Genomic DNA, 19,573 nt, shown 5'->3' on the forward strand with positions numbered 1-19,573 from the left:
GTTCCCGCACCGAGTGTTGGGATTCGATGGCGCGACAGATTGCCGGGCACGAGCAGGCCGCGGGCACCACGCGGACGCTCGAAACCGGGGCGAACGGCCAGGTTGTGAAGCGCACCGTGCTGCCGGGCGGGCTGCGGGTGGTCACCGAGCACGTGCCGGGGGTGCGGTCGGCGACCGTCGGCCTGTGGGTCGGGGTCGGCTCGCGGGACGAGCCGCCGAAGGTGGCCGGTGCGGCGCACTACTTGGAGCACCTGCTGTTCAAGGGCACCACCAACCGGTCCGCGGTGCAGATCGCCGAGGAGATCGACGCGGTCGGCGGTGAGCTGAACGCGTTCACCGCGAAGGAGCACACCTGCTACTACGCGCAGGTGCTCGACGAGGACCTGCCGCTGGCGATGGACCTGGTCACCGACGTGGTGTTCGAGGCGCTCTGCGCGGAGTCCGATGTGGACACCGAACGCAGCGTGGTGCTCGAGGAGATCGCCATGCGCGACGACGATCCCGAGGACCTGCTGCACGACACGTTCGTCACCACGGTCCTGGGCTCGCACCCGCTGGCGCGCCCGGTGCTAGGCACCACCGAGTCGATCACCGGCATGTCGGCGAGCGGGCTGCGCGGGTTCTACCGGCGCCGCTACACGCTGCCGAAGATGGTGCTCGCGGTGGCGGGCAACGTCGAGCACGCGCAGGTCCTCCGCCTGGCGCGCAAGGCGTTGCGCGGTCGCCTGTCCGGTTCGGACACCCCGGTGCCGCCGCGGACGGGCAAGGCGCGGGTGGCCGCGGAGCGACGGCTGGTGCTGCACAGCGACGACACCGAGCAGGCGCACGTCATGCTCGGCATGAAGGCGCTGTCGCGGCACGACGAGCGCCGGTACGCGCTGTCGGTGCTCAACGCCGCGCTCGGCGGCGGCATGAGCTCGCGGCTGTTCCAGGAGGTGCGCGAGCAGCGCGGCCTGGCCTACCAGGTGTACTCGTCGGTGGCGACCTACGCCGACACCGGCCACTTCTCCGTATACGCGGGCTGCCAGCCGGAGCGGCTGGGCGAGGTGTCGGCGGTGCTGCGGGACGTGCTCGGGCAGGTCGGCAAGGACGGCTTCACCGACGCCGAGGTCGCGCGCGCCAAGGGGCAGCTGCGCGGCGGGATCGTGCTGGGCCTGGAGGACACCGCGTCGCGGATGTCGCGCATCGGCAAGCAGGAGCTCAACTACGGCGCGCACCTCACCGTCGACGAGTCGGTGGAGCGGATCGCCGCGGTGACCACCGAGGAGGTGTGTGAGCTGGCCCGCACCCTGTTCGGGACGCCGGGAGGGGTCACCGCCGCCGCGGTGGTCGGGCCGTACGCTTCCGAGCAGGACCTACCGGAAGATCTGCACGAGGTGATCGCGAAATGAACCCCCGCGGCGAGGACAACCCGATCCGGGTCGGCGTGCTGGGCGCCCAGGGACGCATGGGTGCGCAGGTGGTCAAGGCCGCCGGGGGCGCGCCCGACATGACGGTCGTGGCGACGCTGGACGCGGGCGACGACCTGGCCGCGCTGACCGAGGCCGGCGCGGAGGTGGTAGTCGACTTCACCCACCCGGACGCGGTGATGGGCAACCTGGAGTTCCTGGTTGGCAACGGGTTGCACGCGGTCGTCGGCACCACCGGGTTCAGCGAGGAGCGGCTGGGCACGGTGCGGTCGTGGCTGGCGGGCAAGCCGGAGGTCGGCGTGCTGATCGCGCCGAACTTCGCGCTCGGCGCGGTGCTCGCGATGCGGTTCGCGCAGCAGGCGGCGCGGTTCTACGAGTCGGTCGAGGTCATCGAGCTGCACCACAACCGCAAGGCGGACGCCCCGTCCGGCACGGCGGCCCACACGGCGCGGCTGATCTCGCAGGCGCGCCGCGAGGCCGGGCTGAAGCCGGGCGCGGACGCGACGACGAGCGAGCTGGACGGTGCCCGCGGCGCGCGGGTCGAAGACGTGCACGTGCACTCGGTGCGGCTGCCCGGGCTGGTGGCGCACGAGGAGATCCTGTTCGGTCAGGAGGGCGAGACGCTCACCATCCGGCACGACTCGATGGACCGGACCTCGTTCATGCCGGGTGTGCTGCTCGGGGTGCGGGAGGTGCTGGGCCGTCCCGGCCTGACCGTCGGCCTCGAGAACGTGCTCGACCTGTGAAGGCCCGCAACGTCGCACTGGTGATGACCGCCGCGCTGGTGGTCTACCTGGTGCTGCTCGGGGCGCGCGGGGTGGAGCTGATCGCGACCGGGACGGGCGTGGGCATCGCGCTCGGCGTCGGCGTGCTGGTGCTGCCGCTGCTCGGGCTGTGGATGGTCGTCGCGACCTGGCGGTCCGGCACGCGGATCCAGCACCTGGCGCGACGGCTGGACGCCGAGGGCGGGCTGCCGGACGTGGCCGACCTGCCGCGCCGCCCGTCCGGCCGGGTGGACCGCGCCGCGGCGGACGCGTGGTTCGAGGAGCGCCGCGCGGAGCTGGAGCAGCACCCCGAGGACTGGCGGTACTGGTACCGGCTGGCGCACGCGTACGACCTGGCGGGCGACCGGCGCCGCGCCCGCGCCACGATGCGCAAGGCGCTGGACCTGGAAGCGGCGGAGGCGGCGCGTTAGGTGGTGCCGTGCCCGTGGTGCGTGCACCTGGCGGACTGGCGGTGGTGCCGGTTGGCGGGACGCGTACGACGTGGCCGGCGACCGGCGCCGTGCGCGCGCCGGGATGTGTGAGCGCTGGATCTGGAGGCGGTGGAGGCCGCGGGCTAAGCGTTCGCTTGGGCAGGGGACTCCCGGTACTCGGGACCGCCGCCAAGTTCGAGCACCTGGCGTCGGGGGAGCGAATCGACGCCTGAGGCCGTTCGCCCAGCCCGGCACGCTCGCCGACCGGTGGTGGCAACTGCCCAGAGAACCGGAAACCCGGGCGCTGATCATCAATCCGTCGCGAACCCGGTGCGGGCGCCTGCGACACTGCTCGGGTGGACGACGAACTCCTGCTCGCGGGCTACCTGGCCGTCCCGCGCGCCGAGCGGGAGGGGTGCCCTTCGCGGTGGCTGCCGGAGCCGTTCATCAGCCTGAGCAGGTGCCTCACCGGTGTCGAGCACGGCCCGGAGTTCTGGGCCTGGCACGGCGACCCGGCTGCCGCGGCCCGGTTCGACGGCCACCTGCTCGCAATCGGCTTCACCCGCCGCGACGCCGCCGCGCTCGTCGAGGCGGTCTGCGGCGACCTCCACGTGGAACCGGCCGACGCGGAACCCCTGGCGTCACTCGTCAGGCAGGAGCCGATGCCGGCGCACGCCGTGCTGCGCGGCTTCGAGATCATCGGCGTCGAGTTCGGTCTGATGAGCGTGCACTCCTGGCTGTGCCACGGCTACGAAGCCGACGCCGGTGTCCGCCTCAACCAGTGGGGGCTGACCGACACCCACGCCCAGGCCTCGGACCTCCTGGCGTGGATCCTCGGCCTGCCGCCCGAGGAGGCGCCGGAGCCGGTGTACTGGACCGTCGCCGAACCACTTCATTCCCGCAGCTGACGCCCCACCACCTCGCCGTGGCCGAACACCCCCGCGCTGGCCGCCGACCGGTTCACGAAGTCGGCGAACGCGCCCGGCTCGAACGGCGCCGCCGCCTCCAGCTCCGCCACCGCCTGCGGCGGCAGCGTCACGTCCAGCGCGGCGACGGTCTCCGCGACCCGGTCCGCCGTGCGGAACCCGATCAGCGGGTGCACGACCGCCGACCGCGCCCGCGACCACGCGATCGCCACCTGCGCCGGCGTGACACCCAGCTCGTCCGCCACCGCGCGCACCGCGGCCGCCACCCGCTGCTGCTCCGGCGACGGCGAACCGACCCGGCTGGACCCGGTCAGCGCGCCGTGCTCCAGGACGCCCCACGCCGCGACGGTCAGCCCCAGCTGCTCGGCCATCGGCAGCACGTCGCGCTCGATGTCGCGGTTCAGGAGGCTGTAGGGCACCTGCACGCCGGCGAACGGCGTCCACCCGCGCCACTCCGCCAGCACGTCCGCCCGGCTCACCACCCACGCGGGCGTGTCGGACACCCCGAGGTACCTGACCTTCCCGGCCCGGACCAGGTCGTCCAGCGCACGCAGCGTCTCGGCGACCGGCGTGTGCGGGTCCCACGTGTGCACCCACAGGATGTCGACGTAGTCGGTGCGCAACCGCCGCAGGCTGCGCTCCAGCGACGCGACCAGGTTCTTACGGTGGCTGCCCCCGGCGTTCGGGTCGTGCGGGTCCCGCGTCAGCGTGTACTTGGTCGCCAGCACGAACCGGTCGCGGTCCGTCAGCACCTCGCCCAGCACGCTCTCGCTCTCCGCGTACGCCGAGGCCGTGTCGATCACGTTGCCCCCGGCGTCGGCGTAGGCCTTGACCACCCGCTGCGCCTCATCCGGTTCCTGCAGCGCCATCGCCCCCAGGAACATCTCCGCCACGCGCAGCCCGGTGCGCCCGAAAAGCCGGTATCTCATGCGGTCCACTCTGTCGGATCACCGCCGGATCCGGCACGTCCGGCGCTGACCTCGCAAAGTGACCAGCGACCGGCCGATCCTCGGCTCCGACGGGAACTTCGACGAGGTCGTGCCGCGGAGCCCGGGCGTTCGGCTACACCGGAGCCGCGATCGCGATGCTCGCCGGGCCCGCGGTGATCGTCGTGCTCGCCTTGGCCGGCGAGCTGGCCTGGCAGGGGTGGCCGGCGGGGTGGCGGCCACGGTGCTCGTCGGCGGGTTCGGCCTCACGGGGTGGCTGTCGATCCCGCGGGGGAAGCGGCGGACGGACCGGCTGGCCCGCAGCGGGCGGCCCGCGACGGCGCTGGTCGTCGGCGCGCGGCCGTGCTCGATCGGCGAGGAGGCCGGCACCAGGGTGACTCTGCAGATCAGCGGGCTGGAGGTGCCGGAGTTCGAGGTGCCCCACCGCGGGCCCACCCCAGGTCCCCGTGGTCGGCGAGTCCCTGCCCGTCGTGGTGGACCCCTCCGACGGTCTGTTCCGGATCCTGCGGTAGCCCGAGCTCAGTGGTGGAACCAGCCCGCGAACACCGCCGGGCAGGCGGCCAGCGCGCTGTACCTGATGAACCGCCCGGTCAGGCCCGCCGTGAGGAACGTCGACATCCGCATGTCGGCCAGGCCCGCCAGCACCGTCGTCGCCATGAACGGGGGGAGCCCGACGAGCGAGCTGACCCCGTAGGTGCCCGTCATCCAGTGCGGGTGCCGGTGGCAGCGTTCGCGCAGGGCCTCCACCTTGCCGCGCAGCCACTTCGTGCGCTGGTGCCACCGGTCGCGGCGGCGGCTGGGCGGGCGCTCCCGGTGCAGGCGGTCGTGCAGGAACCGCGGCAGCCTGATCGAACCGCGCGCGGCGAGGTAGTACAGCAGTTTGCCGGCGATCTGGCCGATCGAGACGGCCGCGCCGACCAGCAGCCAGTGCAGCCCCGGCTCGCTGGCCACGAGCCCCAGCACGAACACCTCGACGCTGATCACGGGCACGATCGCCGACCCGAAGGCGACGCCGAGCGTCACCCAGAACCAGGCGAACATCCGCGCCTCCTGACGGGGGGGCTTCGGGCGGCGCGCGCCTCCGCGGGGGGACGGAGGATCACACGGGCGGGGTCACAAGAAGATATCAGCCCGAAGTGTGTTCTCCGTGGGGTCGATGACACTTTCCGCCGCCTGTTGACTACCGGTTGCTCACCTTCCCGTCACCCGCTTCTGCCACCGTGGCGCCGTGCAACAGGACATCCGGGTGACGCGGTCGCTCGCGGAGAGGTTCGCGTCGTTCTGCGCGACGGTCGTCCGGTACCTGCCCCTGGGGCTGAACACGCTGGTCCCGCCCAGCTTCGTGGGCTTCGCGCTGATCAACGGGTTCACCTTCGGCGTCGACCTGCTGCTGCTGACCCTGGGCCACGGCGTGGCCGGGCTGCCGCTGCCGGCCGCCATCACCGCAGCCTACGTGTGCGCCTTCGCACTGAGCTTCGTGCTCAACCGCGTCTTCAACTTCCGCTCGCACGCCCCGGTCGGGCGCCAGGCCGTGCTCTACGCCATCGCGGTGGCGGTCAACTACTTCGCGTTCATCCTCGGCGCCGGGGCCGGCCTTGCCGCGCTGGGCGTGCAGTACCACCTGGCGCGCATCATCGCCGGCGTGTGCGAGGCCGTGTTCCTCTACAGCGTGCTTCGCTGGATCGTGTTCACCGGCCGCAGCCGCGCGTAGTGCAAGAGGGACCCGCTCGTAACATCGATCACGCGGGCAACGAAGATAAGGCGTTGCGGCGTCTGTTCCGTGAGATCACGCCTGGCCGGGACTGGGAGAACGAGTGAAAGCTGTCATCGAGACGATGAGGTACGGCAGTACCGCCGAGCGGGTACGCCTGGGCTTGGAACTCCTGCTGGCCGTCGGCCTGTTCGCCGCGCTCGCGTACTACGCGCACGGCATCCGGAAGTGGCCGACCGACGTCGACGTCTACCGGCTGGGCGCGGACACGTTCCTCAAGGGCCACTCGATCTACTCGGAGCTGCCCGTCTCGACCATCGGCGGCGCGCTGCCCTACACGTACCCGCCGTTCTCCGCGGTGCTGTTCACGCCGCTGGCGATCATCCCGCCGCCGATCGGCTACCCGCTGCTGACCGGCGTGACCTGCCTGGCGCTGTTCCCGATCATCCTGGCCTACCGCAACTCCTCGCCGGAGCTGCGCGGCCTGCTGAACAAGACCTGGATGGTCGTGGCGGCCGCGGTCGTGATGGTGGTCGCGCACCCGGTCGCGAACACGATCTTCTGGGGCCAGATCAACGTCCTGCTGATGATGCTCGTCGCGGTCGACATCCTGTGGCCGAACCCGCGCTGGCCGCGGGGCGCGCTGATCGGCATCGCGGCGGCGGTCAAGCTGACCCCGGCCGGGTTCTGCCTGATCTTCCTGCTGCGCAAGGACTTCCGCGCGGTGGTCACCGCGTTCGTCAGCTTCCTGGTGATGACGGCGATCGCGTTCGTGCTGATGCCCGGCGACTCGTGGACGTACTGGACCGACCGCGTCTTCCACGCCACCGGCATGAACATCGGGCCGATCCACGCGAACGAGTCGATCACCGCGACGTTCGAGAAGCTGCACCTGACCGGCACCACGCTGACGGTCGTGGGCGGCCTCGGCGTGCTCGCGGTCGTCGTCATGACGTTCCTCGGTACGGCACGGGCCTTGCGGGACGACAACCTCGCGCTCGCGCTGGGTGTCAACGCCGCGGGCGTACTGCTGATCTCGCCGATCTCCTGGTCGCACCACTGGATCCTGGCGCTGCCGACGGCCGTGCTGGTGCTCGTGATGGGCGTGCGGAAGAACAACAAGTGGCTCATCGTGTCCGGCTGGGCCGCGGTGGTGATCCTGTGGCTCGCGCCGCACTACTGGGTGCCGCTGGAGTGGGAGAACTGGAGCTTCGCGCAGCAGGTCGCGGGCAGCAGCTACCAGATCGTGGCCGTGGCCTTCCTGGTCGTGATGTCCGTGCTGTGGTTCCGCGGGCGGGGCAAGCCCGTCCCGGCCGACGACCTGGACTTCGAGCTGAGCCAGGAGCTGACGAAGCCGGCCTTCACGCCGGTCCGCGCCGGGGACGAGGCCTGATCGTCCGAGGTGGAGCCCGGGGTGTTCCCGGGCTCCACTTGTGTCCGCCGCGCTGCTCATCGAACGCGCGCTGACTGCGTTCGATGTCGGGGTCGTGCTCGACCGCCCATTCCGCCAGGCGCACGGCGGGCTCGATCAGGGTGCGGCCGACGTCGGTGAGCGCGTACTCGACGCGCGGCGGCACCTCCGCGTAGGCGGTGCGCGACACCAGGCCGTCGCGTTCGAGGTTCCGCAGCGTCAGCGACAGCATCCGCTGGGACACGCCCGGGATGCGCTGCTGCAGCTCGGTGAAACGCATCCGCTGGTCGTCCAGCGTGGCGACCACCAGCAGGCTCCACTTGTTGCCGATCCGGTCCAGGATGCGCCGGATCGCGCGCCCGCCGTCGCCCCGGATCAGGCAGGTCCGTTCGTACCGCGACACGCACGCTCCTGTCCGCTACGCACATCCGTGTGCCTTTTGTAGACCCTCCGATGACCAATGATGTGGTTGTTTACAAGTCGTAACCATCGGAGGTCGCCGTGGAAATCGCCTACTGGGTCGTGGCCGCGCTGCTGGGGGTCCTGTACCTGTTCGCGGGTGGAAGAAGATCGCGCAGAGCCGCGCGCAGCTGGCGCCGATGATGGGCTGGGTCGACACCGTGCCGATGTGGGCGGTGCGCGGCATCGGCGCGGTGGAGATCCTCGGCGTGCTCGGGCTGGTCCTGCCGCCGCTGACCGGGGTCGCGCCCGCGCTGGCGCTGGTGGCGGCACTCGGGTTCGCGGTGCTCCAGGTGCTGGCGGCCGGCCTGCACCTGTCGCGGGGCGAGGTGAAGGAAACCGGGTTGAACGTGCCCCTGATCGTGCTGGCCGGCGTCGCCGCGTGGCTGGCGACGGTGTGGTGACCTACTCGACGAGCTGGATGTCCAGTGCGCCGGTGAGGCGGAGTTCGCGCAGGCGGCGGTCGCCGGTGTCCAGGGTGCGGACGGTGCCGTCGGGGTGCCAGCCGGCGCGGCGGTAGAAGCCGAGGGTAGCGGCGTCGGACTCCACGGCCCAGGTGACGCCGCGGCCGGCGCCCAGCTCGCGCAGCCCGGCGGAGGCCGCGGCCAGCAGCCGGGAGCCGTGGCCGCGCCGGGACCAGCGCGGCTCCACCAGCAGCGTCGCGATCAGGCCGGTGCGGTCGGCGTCGCCCGGCACGTTCCCCGCCGCGTCGGCCACGTCGTCGCGCGGCGCGGGTCCGGCGACGCAGAACCCGACCGTGCAGCCGCCTTCGACGGCGAGGTGGATCCGGGAGCCGGGGTGGCCGATCGCCTCCGCCCACCGGGCCTCCGTGACCGCGGAGTCGAGCTCGGCGAGCGCCCGGTCGCTGAGGACGCCCTGGTAGGCAGTCCGCCAGGTGACGCGCTGGATCCGGGCGATCTCCGCGGCGTCGGCGTCGACGGCTTCGCGGACGGACACGGTGCTCATGCCGGGAACCTACCGGTTTTGTCGGTGGGTGCTGGCACCATGAGCACCACCATGGAGACGATGAGTGTGGCGGCCGCCCGGCGGGCGGCGCTGGCGGCCCAGGGTTTCGCCGACCCGCGGCCCGTCACCGAACCCACCCGGCGGCACCTCAAGCGCGCGTTGTCGCGGCTGCAGCTGATCCAGCTGGACTCGGTGAACGTCGCGGTGCGGGCGCACTACGCGCCGCTGTTCGCGCGGCTGGGCAGCTACGACCCGGCGTTGATCGACGAGGCCGCCTGGACGCACAGCAGCCGCAAGCCGCGGCTGCTGGTGGAGACGTGGGCGCACGAGGCGAGCCTGATCCCGGTCGAGGACTGGCCGCTGTTGCAGTCCGGTGCGAAGCGGCCCGGGTGGTGGCGCAACTACCAGGCCCTCGCCGACCGCTCGCCGTCGCTGGTCGACGACGTGCTGGCGGTGGTGAAGGAGCTCGGCCCGATCGGGGCGGGCGGCATCGAGCGCGAGCTGGAGGGCGAGTCGGCGCGCCGCCCGGGGTCGTGGTGGGAGCGGTCCGAGGTCAAGAAGATCTGCGAGCTGCTGTTCGGTCTTGGTCAGCTGACCACCGGCACGCGGCGCGGGTTCGAGCGGCTGTACGACCTGACCGAGCGGGTCGTGCCGGCGGAGGTCCTGGCGCGGCGGGTGTCGCCCGAACAGGGGGCGCGCGAGCTGATCTCCCGCGCGGCGACGGCGCTGGGCGTGGCGACGGAGCCGGACCTGCGGGACTACTACCGGCTGGGCCCGGAGACGAGCCGCCAGGCAGTGGCCGAGCTGGGCGAGGACGGGGTGCTGGAGGAGGTCGAGGTGCGCGGCTGGCGCGGCCCGGCGTACCGCCTGGTGGGCGCCCGGATGCCGCGGAAGGTGACGGGCCGGGCGCTGCTGTGCCCGTTCGACCCCCTGATCTGGGAGCGGGCCCGCACCGAGCGGCTGTTCGGGTTCCGGTACCGCATCGAGATCTACGTGCCCGAGCCCAAGCGCGTGTACGGCTACTACGTGTTCCCGTTCCTGCTCGACGGCGAACTGGTGGCGCGGGTCGACCTGAAGGCCGACCGGGAGGCCGGGGTGCTGCGGGTGCAGGGCGCGTTCGCCGAGCCGGGCGCCGAAGTGCCGCGGGTGGCCGCCGAGCTGGCGGGGGAGTTGCGGTTGATGGCCTCGTGGCTGGGGCTGGACGGTTTCGTGGTGGGGGAGCGGGGTGATCTGGCGCCGGCGCTGAGCCGAGCGTGAGAACCCGACGGCGCTGAATCCGGCGGCCGGCACGCACGAAAAATGGCTGCTCCCCGGTCCTGTGGCTGGCGGTGGCCGGCTGGCGGCAAGCCCACCAACAGCTGCCGCCCGCCCTGTGGGTGACAGCCGGCCTTCGGCGGTTGAGGAGGTTCGCGGGCCGCCTTTGCCTCGGAATGGCTGGCTGGTGGCGGGCTGCCGGATCTCCGGCCGCAGCTGGGGACGTTCGCGGGCCGCCGGTAGTCCAAACACGGAACCGGGGTGGTGTGACACGCCCCCATGTCACACCACCCCTCCACCCCCATGGCGGCTCGCGGCCGCCCTCCGGTGGTCTACTGCGCCGCGCGGGTCACCACGGCGGTGCCGGATCCCGTGCGGGCCCGCAGGTTCAGCGGGATCTCGCCGTCGGGCCGGTCCAGCGCCACGTCCAGCTCGCTCGACACCTTGCCTGCGCTCGCGGTCAGGTCGACCTCCGCGGCCACGCCCGGCCGGATCCCGACCCGGATGTCGCCGGAACCGGTGACCAGCTCGAGGTTCCCGCTCGCCGCCTCGGCGACCGACACGTCGCCGCTGCCGCTGCGGGCCAGCACCGACCCGGACACGGTGCCCAGCCACACGTCGCCGGTGCCGGTGGCCAGCGTCGCCGACCCGGCCAGCGACGCCACCTCGACGTCGCCGCTGCCGGTGCGCAGGTGCAGTCCCGCCAGCGTCGGGCCGAGTCGGATCGCGCCGGAGCCGCTGCGCACCGTCGCCGCGCCCTCCGACCGGTCCATCCTGATCTCGCCGGTCCCGGTGGAGACGTCCACCCGCCCGGCCGACCCGGTCACCGTCACGTTCGCCGACCCGGCCCGCACCTCCACGGCGGTGCCGGCGGGCGCGATCACCGTGACGGCGAGCGGGATGTTCCGCAGTGGCAACGCCTTCGGCGCGTGCACCGTCAGCCGGTTGCCGGTCTGTTCCAGCCGCGTCTGCTGCACCGCGTCCGCGGGCGTGCCGCTCAGGTCGGTGCCCAGCTGGTCGCCGAACCGCTCGCTGACCCAGCTCAGCAGGCTGGAGATGCCCTGCGTCCACGGCTGCTGCGCGTCCGGGTCGTGCCGGATCTCTACCGTCGCCTCGGGCTCCTCGGCGCCCAGCTTCACCTCGACCTTCCCCATCGACACGGCGATGTCCAGCTCCAGCGGCCCCGGCAGGGCGAACGTCTGCGTGCGCACGAGCTCCGGATCGGTCATGACTATCCCTTCACCCAGCCGTGCAGGTGCGACTCGGACCGCGAGCCGCTCTGCTTCTCGGCGTGCCAGGACTGCGAACCGTGCAGCGCGCCCTGCACGGCCTGCGAGATGAACGTGTTGAGCGAGACGCCCTGCGAGGACGCGGCGTGCTCGGCCTGCTCCTTGAGCTTCTCCACCAGGCGCAGCGTCATGCGCGAGATGTCCCCACCCTCCACCAGCGGCGGCGGTGGCGGAGGCGGCGGCCCGGGACGCTCGGCCCGTGGCCGCTCGCCGGCGGAACCGGTGACCACCACCCGCACGTCCCGGCCGTCCAGGCGCACCTCGACGACGTGGTCGGGCAGCTGCGCGGTCGCCTCGGCGGCGAGGTCGGCCAGCGCGTTCATCAGCACGAGCCGGACCGCGGGCTCCAGCGCGCCGGACAGCAGCGCCGCCGCCCGGCGGATCTGTTCGTCCCCGGCCGAGGCCGTCGCGGTGAGGTCCTCGCGGAGGCTGGTGATGTACGGGGTCAAGTCCATGACACCACTATGACGTCACTATTGGTGTCAGTCAAGGAGAAGATGACACCACGTGGTGTCGCGGCCGGGTGGTCGGACCCGGCGGTTACGCTGCCGGGGAGTCGTCGAGGGGAAGGAGCGCGACCGTGGCCGAGACCGTGTCGCCGAAGGTTCAGCTGATCGCGAAGACGGAGTTCTTCCCACCGGAGGACGTGCCGTGGTCGACCGACGCCGACGGCGGTGAGGCGCTCGCCGAGTTCGCCGGTCGCGCCTGCTACCAGTCGTGGAAGAAGCCGAACCCGAAGACGGCCACCAATGCCGGTTACATCGACCACATCATCGAGGTCGGTCACCTGTCGGTGCTGGAGCACGGCTCGGTGAGCTTCTACATCAGCGGCGTTTCGCGCTCGCTGACCCACGAGCTGATCCGGCACCGCCACTTCTCCTACTCGCAGCTGTCGCAGCGGTACGTGCCCGAACGCGACGCGGCGTTCGTCGAGCCGGACGTGATCGCGAACGACCCGGAGCTGCACGAGAAGTTCCTCAAGGCCGCGCAGGCGAGCGTCGACGCCTACAACGAGCTGCTGGCCGGGCTGGAGGACAAGTTCGCCGACGCGCCGAGCGCCACGCTGCGCCGCAAGCAGGCGCGCCAGGCCGCCCGGTCGGTGCTGCCCAACGCCACCGAGACCCGCATCGTGGTCACCGGCAACTACCGCGCCTGGCGGCACTTCATCGCCATGCGTGCCACCGAGCACGCCGACGTGGAGATCCGCGGCCTGGCCGTGGAATGCCTGCGGCAGCTGCAGAAGGCCGCGCCGAACGTGTTCGCCGACTTCACCATCTCCACCCTGCCCGACGGCACGGAGGTCGCCTCCAGCCCGAAGGTTCTCGAAGGGTGAAACGGCTCGCCATCGACGTTCAGCCGGGCGAGTACGCGGTCGCGCGGCTGGATCCGGGTGCTCCCGTGCCCGGCCTGGACGCGCCGGACGGGCTGGTCTCGGTCACCCGCACGCCCGCGGAGACCTCGGTGATCTGCCCGGCCGGCCTGGCCCCGGAAGGCGCCCGGGTCGAGTCCGGCTGGCGGCTGCTGACCGTGCGCGGCCCGCTGGCGTTCACCCTCACCGGGATCATCGCCGCGCTGGCCAGCGAGCTGGCGTCCGCTGGGGTCGGCCTGTTCACGCTGTCCACGTTCGACACCGACCACGTGCTGGTGAAGGAAGGCGACCTGGCGCGCGCGGTGCAGGCGCTGCGCGCGGCCGGGCACGAGGTCGCGGAGTAGCCGGGCCCACGTCGGCCGAGGTCCCGGCCCGCGCCTCCGGACCGTCGCCTGACCCGGAAGTTGGTTCCCCGGGTGGCGGCCACTGCCGCTGTCGTCGGCGGGGCGGGCCGTGTTCACCGGACCGGATCTCCGCCGGCGGTCCGTCGCGTCGGGACCTTGCTACCACCAGCCGCGGGGCGGACGGCGGTGTTCGTGCAGGTCGGCGGGCGTGGGTCGGGGTTTCCGGCCTGCGGTCCCGGGCCGTGGGCCAGCGCTGGATCCGCCGGCCAACGTGCTGATCGGCGCACCGGCGATTCGCCTGACCCGGAAGTCGTTCCCCGGTTGGCGGTCACCGCCGCCGTCCTCCCGGGCAGGCCGTGTTCGCCGAACCGGGTCTCCACCAGCGGCCCGTCGCGCCGGGACCCGGCCGCGACCAGCCCGCACGGCGAACCTCGGGCGTTCGTGCCCGCCTTCTGCTGACCGCTCGCCGGACCCACGCCGAGCCCACGCCAGACGCGGTGGCCCGGAACCTGCTGCCTAAGCCGGGGTGCCCGTGCGTTGCACACCACTTTCGCTGCTCTGTACACCAAAGTTCGGTCCGCCTAAAATCAGGCTTCGGCTTCGTGGATGGAGGACGGATGGCGCTGACGGAACAGCTCGGACCACGGCTCAAGCGGGTGCGCTCCGGTTCCCTGCTGCTCGGGCCCGCGTTCGTCGCCGCGATCGCCTACGTCGACCCGGGCAACGTCGCCTCCAACATCAGCGCCGGGGCCCAGTTCGGCTACCTGCTGGTGTGGGTGATCGTGGCCGCCAACCTGATGGCCGGGCTGGTCCAGTACCTGTCGGCGAAGCTGGGCCTGGTCACCGGCCTGTCCCTGCCGGAGAACCTGCGCGAGCGGATGCCGCGGGCCGCGCGCCTCGGCTACTGGGCGCAGGCCGAGACGGTCGCGATCGCGACCGACCTGGCCGAGGTCGTCGGCGGCGCGATCGCCCTGTACCTGCTGTTCGACCTGCCTCTGCTGGTCGGCGGCGTGATCACCGGCGTGGTGTCGATGGTCCTGCTGCTGGTCCAGGACAAGCATGGCCAGCGGCCGTTCGAGCGGGTCGTCACCGGCCTGCTCGGCGTCATCGCGGTCGGGTTCCTGGCCAGCGTGTTCGTAGAACCGCCGTCCGCGGCGGACGCGGCGGCCGGGCTGGTCCCGCGGTTCGCCGGCACCGAAAGCGTGCTGATCGCCGCCGCCATGCTCGGTGCCACCGTCATGCCGCACGCCGTCTACCTGCACTCCGGGCTCGCCCGCGACCGGCACGGCAAGGTCGAGGCCGCCCGCCGGTCGCGCCTGCTGCGGATCACCCGCTTCGACGTCGGCCTGGCGATGCTGCTGGCCGGTGCGGTGAACCTGTCGATGGTGCTGCTGGCCGCCACGAACCTGCAGGGCCAGGATGGTGTCAACTCGATCGAAGGCGCGCACGCCGCGGTGGGGAACACGCTCGGACCGGCCGTCGCGCTGCTGTTCGCGATCGGGCTGCTGGCCTCCGGCCTGGCCTCGACGTCGGTGGGCGCCTACGCCGGCGCGATGATCATGCAGGGCCTGCTGCGCAAGCGGATCCCGCTGCTGCTGCGGCGGCTGATCACGCTGCTGCCCGCGATCGTGGTGCTCGCGATCGGCGTGGACCCCAGCCGGGCGCTGGTGGTGTCCCAGGTGGTGCTGTCCTTCGGCATCCCGTTCGCGCTGGTGCCGCTGGTGCGGCTGACCAGCGACCGCGAGCTGATGGGGTCCGCCGCGAACCACCGCGCCACCACGACGCTGGCGTGGGTGATCGCTGCCGTCATCATCACCCTCAACGTGGCGCTGATCTACCTCACCTTCGCGGGCTGACACCGGAACCGATCGGCTCCCGCGACGGTCGGACTAGCATCCCGCTGTCCCGATAGCCGCGATCACCGGAGCCACGTTGACCGAAGAGCAGACCCAGCAGACCACGCCGCGCCCGGCCGGACCACGGGTGGTGGCCGGCCGCTACGCGCTCCTCGGTGAGCTGGGCCGGGGCGGGCACGGCGTCGTGTGGCGCGCGCAGGACCAGGTGATCGGCCGCCAGGTCGCGATCAAGGAACTGCGCCTGCCCGACGGCGCCGAGGACACCGTGTTCACCGAGCGGGTGCTGCGGGAGGTGCGCACCGCGGGGCGGCTGAACGACCCGGCCATCGTCACGGTCTTCGACGTGGTCACCCAGGACGGCGCGACCTACATCGTGATGGAGCTGGTCGAGGCGCCCACGCTGGGCGACCTGGTGCGCCACCACGGCGCGCTGCCGCCGCAGCAGGTGGCCTCGATCGGGCAGCAGGTGCTCTCCGCGCTGCAGGCCGCGCACGAGGCCGGCATCGTGCACCGCGACGTCAAGCCGGGCAACATCATGGTCGGCGCGAACGGGCGGGTGAAGCTCACCGACTTCGGCATCGCCACCGCGATCGACGACCCGCGGCTGACCTCGAGCGGCACGATCGTCGGCTCGCCCGCGTTCATGGCGCCGGAGCGGCTCGACGGGCGGGAGGCGCTGCCCGACTCCGACCTGTGGTCGCTGGGCGCGACGCTGTTCCTGGCCGTCGAGGGCAAGTCCGCGTTCGACCGCCCGACCACCGCCGCGACCATGAACGCCATCCTCACCGAGGTGCCCTACCTGACCCGGGTGCAGGGCCCGCTGGCCTCGGCGATCATGGGCCTGCTGGTGGCCAAGCCGGAGGGCCGGATCTCCGCGGCCCAGGCCGCGCACCTGCTTGGCATCGCCGCCCAGAACACCCCGCCCGGGGGCATCGCCACCGCCGTCCACAACGGACAGCCGCCCACCCGGTTCGCTCCGGCGCCGTCACGCACCGGCCGCCGCGGCGCGTGGGTGACCGCGGGCGCCGTCCTCGGCGTCGTGCTGCTGGCCGGCGGTTTCCTGGCCGGCCAGTGGTGGGCGACCGAGGCGGAGGACCCGGCGATGCTGCCGACCATGGTCTACGGCGAGGGTGGCGACCTGCGGTTCGAGCCGGGCAGCTCCTACCGGTGCTACAACGGCCGGCTCGAACCGGGCTACCGGATCACCTCCGACAACCAGGTCGACTGCGACAAGGCGCACGAGCTGGAGCTCTACGACGAGCAGGACAGCCTCGGCAACGCCAGCTCCGGGGACGACGAAGCCGGGTTCGTGGCGTACCCGGGCGCCGACGCGCTGCGCCGCTACGCCGAGTCCTTCTGCGCGCTGAGCTTCCACTCCGGAACGATCGACGCGGCCGAGCGTGCCACGCTCAGCTACCGCGCGCTCGTCCCGTCGCGGGCCGAGTGGGACGCCGTCCCGGAGAAGGCCTACGACGACCCGGTCCGCGGCATCTACTGCCTGGTGTCGAAGAAGGGCGGGGGTCAGCTCACCGAGGCGGTCACGCGGAAGGTCCGCTGACGCGAAAGGTTACGGCGGAAGATCACCTGGTCCAGCGATTCTCCGGCCGGTGGTGGCCCTTTCCTGCGGATCATGCCGTTTTGGCAGGTCGGCACGAATATTCACAGCGTGAGGAGGTACCGTCAGACCATGTCCAACCCACCTTCGGCAGCGCCCGGGAGGCCCTTCGGGCGCGTGCTCACCGCGATGGTCACCCCCTTCGACGCGGACGGCGCAGTCGACCTGAAGCGGGCGCAGGAGCTCGCTGAGCACCTCGTGGAGCTGGGCAACGACGGCCTGGTCGTGAACGGCACCACCGGCGAGAGCCCGACCACGACCGACGCCGAGAAGGCCGGCCTGGTGCGCGCCGTTGCCGAGGCGGTCGGCGACCGCGCGACCGTGATCGCCGGCGCCGGGACCTACAACACCGCGCACAGCGTCGAACTGGTGCAGCAGGCCGAGAAGGCCGGCGCCCACGGCGTCCTGCTGGTCACGCCCTACTACTCGCGCCCGTCGCAGGCCGGCCTGTACGCGCACTTCACCACGGTCGCCGACGCGACCGGCCTGCCGGTGATGCTCTACGACATCCCGCCGCGCTCGATCGTGCCGATCGAGGTCGACACGCTGCGCCGCCTGGCCGAGCACCCCCGCATCCTGGCGGTCAAGGACGCCAAGGGCGACCTGCTGGCCGGCAGCGAGGTCATCGCCAACACCCACCTGGCCTACTACTCCGGCGACGACGCGCTGAACCTGCCGTGGCTGTCGGTGGGCGCGGCCGGTGTGGTGAGCGTGATCGGGCACGTGGTGGCCGGCCGGATCCGGGCCATGATCGAGGCCTACGAGGACGGCGACACCTCCACCGCCCGCACCAACCACCGCGGCATGCTGCCCGTCTTCCGGGCCATGTCGCGGGTCGGCGGGGTCGTGTTCTCCAAGACCGCGCTCGCGCTGCGCGGCCACCCGGTCGGCGGCCCGCGGCTGCCGATCGTGCCCGCCACCCCGGAGCAGGTCGAGGCGATCGCCACCGACCTCGCCCAGGCGGGGGTCCCCCTCGCGGAGTCCCCGTCGCCGGACTGGCACTCTTCCCGGGTGGCGCAGGCCGACTCAGCGGCGGCCTACGTCGCGCCGACCACTCACACCAGCGTAGGGACCATTCACAGGTGAACCTGGCAGGACCCGGACCGACCAACACCCCACCCGCACTGCCCGACGGCGGCCTGCGCGCGGTCGCCCTCGGCGGCATCGGGGAAGTCGGCCGGAACATGACCGTCTTCGAGTACGACGGCCGTCTCGTGATCGTCGACTGCGGGGTGCTCTTCCCCGAGGACGAGCAGCCCGGCGTCGACCTGATCCTGCCCGACTTCCGGGCGATCGAGGACCGGCTGTCCGACATCGAGGCTCTCGTGCTCACGCACGGCCACGAGGACCATATCGGCGCCGTGCCGTTCCTGCTGCGCCTCCGGCCGGACCTGCCGGTCTACGGCTCACGGTTCACGCTCGCGCTGCTGGAGGCCAAGTGCAAGGAGCACCGGCAGCGGCCGAAGCTGATCGAGGTGACCGAGTCCGAGCGGCGCACGGTGGGCCCGTTCGAGCTGGAGTTCTTCGCGGTCAACCACTCGATCCCGGACGCGCTCGCGGTCGCGCTGCACACCCCGGCCGGCGTGGTGCTGCACACCGGTGACATCAAGCTCGACCAGCTGCCGCTGGACAACCGCCTGACCGACCTGGCCGGGTTCTCCCGCCTCGGCGACGAGGGCGTCGACCTGCTGTGCATCGACTCGACCAACGCCGAGGTGCCCGGGTTCGTCACGCCGGAGCGGGACATCGGGCCGGTGCTCGACGACGTCATCGGGCACGTCACCCAGCGGGTGATCGTGGCCTGCTTCGCCAGTCACGTGCACCGCGTGCAGCAGGTGCTCGACGCGGCGGTCAAGCACGGCCGCCGGGTCGCGTTCGTGGGCCGCTCGATGGTCCGCAACATGGGGATCGCCGCGGACCTCGGCCTGCTGAACATCCCCGAGGGCCTGCTGATCAACCTGGACGAGGCCGTCAACCTGCCCGAGAGCCGGGTGCTGTTCGTGTCCACCGGATCGCAGGGCGAGCCGTTGTCGGCGCTGTCCCGGATGGCGCGCGGCGAACACCGGCAGATCTCGATCCGGGCCGGGGACACCGTGGTGCTGGCCAGCTCGCTGATCCCGGGCAACGAGACCGCGGTGTTCGGCGTGGTCAACGGCCTGGTCCGGCTCGGCGCGAACGTGGTGCACCAGGGCAACGCGAAGGTGCACGTGTCCGGTCACGCGTCGGCGGGGGAGCTGCTGTTCCTCTACAACGCGATCCGGCCGAGCAACGTCATGCCAGTGCACGGCGAGTGGCGGCACCTGCGGGCCAACGGCGCGCTGGCGATCCGCACCGGCGTGGCGCCGGAGAACGTGGTGCTGGCCGAGAACGGCGTGGTGGTCGACCTGGTGGACGGCCGGGCGCGCGCGACCGGCCGGGTCGAGGTCGGCCACGTCTACGTGGACGGCCTGTCGGTCGGCGACGTCGGCGAGTCGACCCTCTCCGACCGGCTGGTGCTGGGCGAGGGCGGGTTCATCGCGATCAACGTCGCGGTCGACTCGACCACCGGCCGCGCGGTGAGCACCCCGACGGTGTCCGGGCGCGGGTTCTCCGACGACCCGAAAGCGCTCGATGCGGTGGTTCCGCTCGTCGAGATGGAGCTGTCCCGCACCGAGGCGGAGGGCATCACCGACAGCCACCGGATCGCCCAGGCCGTGCGCCGTGTCGTGGGCCGATGGGTCGCCGAGACCTACCGGCGCCGCCCGATGATCGTGCCGACGGTCATCCCGGTGACGTACGGACAGGCCGATCCGACAGCGTAGGTAATCTCCGTCACTGCCCTT

20 protein-coding genes are annotated in these 19,573 nt (G+C 72.2%); 14 read left to right on the plus strand and 6 right to left on the minus strand.

The genetic code is table 11. From position 1 onward, the window contains the following. The first annotated feature begins 26 nt into the window (after positions 1 to 26). From AMETH_RS12270 to AMETH_RS12285, 4 genes are all read left to right on the plus strand, one after another. Positions 27 to 1,391 carry a M16 family metallopeptidase gene (locus tag AMETH_RS12270; RefSeq protein ID WP_017981772.1) on the plus strand — a complete coding sequence of 455 codons (1,365 nt, stop codon included), beginning with the start codon at positions 27 to 29 and terminating at the stop codon, positions 1,389 to 1,391. Beyond that, positions 1,388 to 2,155: a 4-hydroxy-tetrahydrodipicolinate reductase gene (gene dapB / locus AMETH_RS12275; RefSeq protein ID WP_017981773.1), complete on the plus strand. Its 768-nt coding sequence runs from the start codon at positions 1,388 to 1,390 to the stop codon at positions 2,153 to 2,155. The genes AMETH_RS12270 and dapB overlap by 4 nt, the downstream gene beginning before the upstream one ends. Continuing rightward, positions 2,152 to 2,604 (plus strand): membrane protein, encoded by a 453-nt coding sequence (locus tag AMETH_RS12280; RefSeq protein WP_017981774.1) that lies wholly within the window; start codon positions 2,152 to 2,154, stop codon positions 2,602 to 2,604. Before dapB ends, AMETH_RS12280 begins: the two co-directional genes overlap by 4 nt. Positions 2,605 to 2,960: 356 nt before the next feature. Beyond that, entirely contained in the window at positions 2,961 to 3,512 is a 552-nt protein-coding gene (locus AMETH_RS12285; protein ID WP_017981775.1) for a hypothetical protein, read from the plus strand. Here the strand turns inward: AMETH_RS12285 and AMETH_RS12290 are convergent. Together AMETH_RS12290 and AMETH_RS12295 are read right to left on the minus strand one after the other, a co-directional pair. Then, positions 3,497 to 4,459: an aldo/keto reductase gene (locus AMETH_RS12290; RefSeq protein WP_223843132.1), complete on the minus strand. Its 963-nt coding sequence runs from the start codon at positions 4,457 to 4,459 to the stop codon at positions 3,497 to 3,499. The genes AMETH_RS12285 and AMETH_RS12290 overlap by 16 nt on opposite strands. A 537-nt stretch (positions 4,460 to 4,996) precedes the next feature. Beyond that, positions 4,997 to 5,518, minus strand: coding sequence for a YqaA family protein (locus tag AMETH_RS12295; protein ID WP_017981777.1), 522 nt, complete (start codon positions 5,516 to 5,518; stop codon positions 4,997 to 4,999). Positions 5,519 to 5,705: 187 nt separating this feature from the next. Here AMETH_RS12295 and AMETH_RS12300 point away from each other — a divergent pair, with 187 nt between their 5' ends. Continuing rightward, on the plus strand, positions 5,706 to 6,188 hold the full coding sequence (locus AMETH_RS12300) for a GtrA family protein (protein WP_223843133.1): 483 nt from the start codon (positions 5,706 to 5,708) through the stop codon (positions 6,186 to 6,188). Positions 6,189 to 6,312: 124 nt separating this feature from the next. Then, positions 6,313 to 7,581: a glycosyltransferase family 87 protein gene (locus AMETH_RS12305; protein WP_223843134.1), complete on the plus strand. Its 1,269-nt coding sequence runs from the start codon at positions 6,313 to 6,315 to the stop codon at positions 7,579 to 7,581. On the opposite strand, the gene AMETH_RS12310 is transcribed toward AMETH_RS12305, so the two are convergent. Beyond that, positions 7,550 to 8,002 (minus strand): winged helix-turn-helix transcriptional regulator, encoded by a 453-nt coding sequence (locus tag AMETH_RS12310; RefSeq protein ID WP_017981780.1) that lies wholly within the window; start codon positions 8,000 to 8,002, stop codon positions 7,550 to 7,552. The two genes, AMETH_RS12305 and AMETH_RS12310, sit on opposite strands and share 32 nt — an antisense overlap. A gap of 196 nt (positions 8,003 to 8,198) precedes the next feature. On the opposite strand from AMETH_RS12310, the gene AMETH_RS12315 reads away from it, so the two are divergent. After that, positions 8,199 to 8,462 carry a DoxX family protein gene (locus tag AMETH_RS12315; protein WP_017981781.1) on the plus strand — a complete coding sequence of 88 codons (264 nt, stop codon included), beginning with the start codon at positions 8,199 to 8,201 and terminating at the stop codon, positions 8,460 to 8,462. A 1-nt stretch (position 8,463) separates the two neighbouring features. On the opposite strand, the gene AMETH_RS12320 is transcribed toward AMETH_RS12315, so the two are convergent. Next, positions 8,464 to 9,024, minus strand: a complete 561-nt coding sequence (locus tag AMETH_RS12320; RefSeq protein WP_017981782.1) for a GNAT family N-acetyltransferase — start codon at positions 9,022 to 9,024, stop codon at positions 8,464 to 8,466. Positions 9,025 to 9,063: 39 nt separating this feature from the next. Here AMETH_RS12320 and AMETH_RS12325 point away from each other — a divergent pair, with 39 nt between their 5' ends. Continuing rightward, entirely contained in the window at positions 9,064 to 10,281 is a 1,218-nt protein-coding gene (locus tag AMETH_RS12325) for a winged helix-turn-helix domain-containing protein (protein WP_017981783.1), read from the plus strand. A 329-nt stretch (positions 10,282 to 10,610) separates the two neighbouring features. Here AMETH_RS12325 and AMETH_RS12330 read toward each other — a convergent pair whose 3' ends face one another. Both AMETH_RS12330 and AMETH_RS12335 read right to left on the minus strand, forming a co-directional pair. Next, entirely contained in the window at positions 10,611 to 11,507 is an 897-nt protein-coding gene (locus tag AMETH_RS12330) for a DUF4097 family beta strand repeat-containing protein (protein WP_017981784.1), read from the minus strand. Between the two features lie 2 nt (positions 11,508 to 11,509). After that, positions 11,510 to 12,022, minus strand: coding sequence for a toxin-antitoxin system HicB family antitoxin (locus AMETH_RS12335; protein WP_017981785.1), 513 nt, complete (start codon positions 12,020 to 12,022; stop codon positions 11,510 to 11,512). A 125-nt stretch (positions 12,023 to 12,147) separates the two neighbouring features. Here AMETH_RS12335 and thyX point away from each other — a divergent pair, with 125 nt between their 5' ends. The 6 genes from thyX to AMETH_RS12365 all read left to right on the plus strand — a co-directional run bounded on the left by thyX (position 12,148) and on the right by AMETH_RS12365 (position 19,552). Beyond that, a complete protein-coding gene (gene thyX / locus AMETH_RS12340) occupies positions 12,148 to 12,900 on the plus strand; it encodes an FAD-dependent thymidylate synthase (RefSeq protein WP_017981786.1) in 753 nt (250 codons plus the stop codon). Further along, positions 12,897 to 13,280 (plus strand): ACT domain-containing protein, encoded by a 384-nt coding sequence (locus AMETH_RS12345; RefSeq protein WP_017981787.1) that lies wholly within the window; start codon positions 12,897 to 12,899, stop codon positions 13,278 to 13,280. The genes thyX and AMETH_RS12345 overlap by 4 nt, the downstream gene beginning before the upstream one ends. A gap of 617 nt (positions 13,281 to 13,897) precedes the next feature. Continuing rightward, positions 13,898 to 15,136, plus strand: a complete 1,239-nt coding sequence (locus AMETH_RS12350) for an Nramp family divalent metal transporter (protein WP_017981788.1) — start codon at positions 13,898 to 13,900, stop codon at positions 15,134 to 15,136. Positions 15,137 to 15,212: 76 nt separating this feature from the next. Beyond that, complete coding sequence (locus AMETH_RS12355; protein ID WP_017981789.1) at positions 15,213 to 16,694, plus strand: serine/threonine-protein kinase; 1,482 nt, start codon at positions 15,213 to 15,215, stop codon at positions 16,692 to 16,694. 129 nt (positions 16,695 to 16,823) lie between these two features. Then, positions 16,824 to 17,837 (plus strand): 4-hydroxy-tetrahydrodipicolinate synthase, encoded by a 1,014-nt coding sequence (gene dapA, locus AMETH_RS12360; protein WP_038532068.1) that lies wholly within the window; start codon positions 16,824 to 16,826, stop codon positions 17,835 to 17,837. Beyond that, positions 17,834 to 19,552, plus strand: coding sequence for a ribonuclease J (locus AMETH_RS12365; RefSeq protein ID WP_017981791.1), 1,719 nt, complete (start codon positions 17,834 to 17,836; stop codon positions 19,550 to 19,552). The genes dapA and AMETH_RS12365 overlap by 4 nt, the downstream gene beginning before the upstream one ends. The last annotated feature ends 21 nt before the right edge of the window (positions 19,553 to 19,573 follow it).

The sequence above is a fragment of the Amycolatopsis methanolica 239 genome (assembly GCF_000739085.1).
Lineage (GTDB): Bacteria > Actinomycetota > Actinomycetes > Mycobacteriales > Pseudonocardiaceae > Amycolatopsis_E > Amycolatopsis_E methanolica.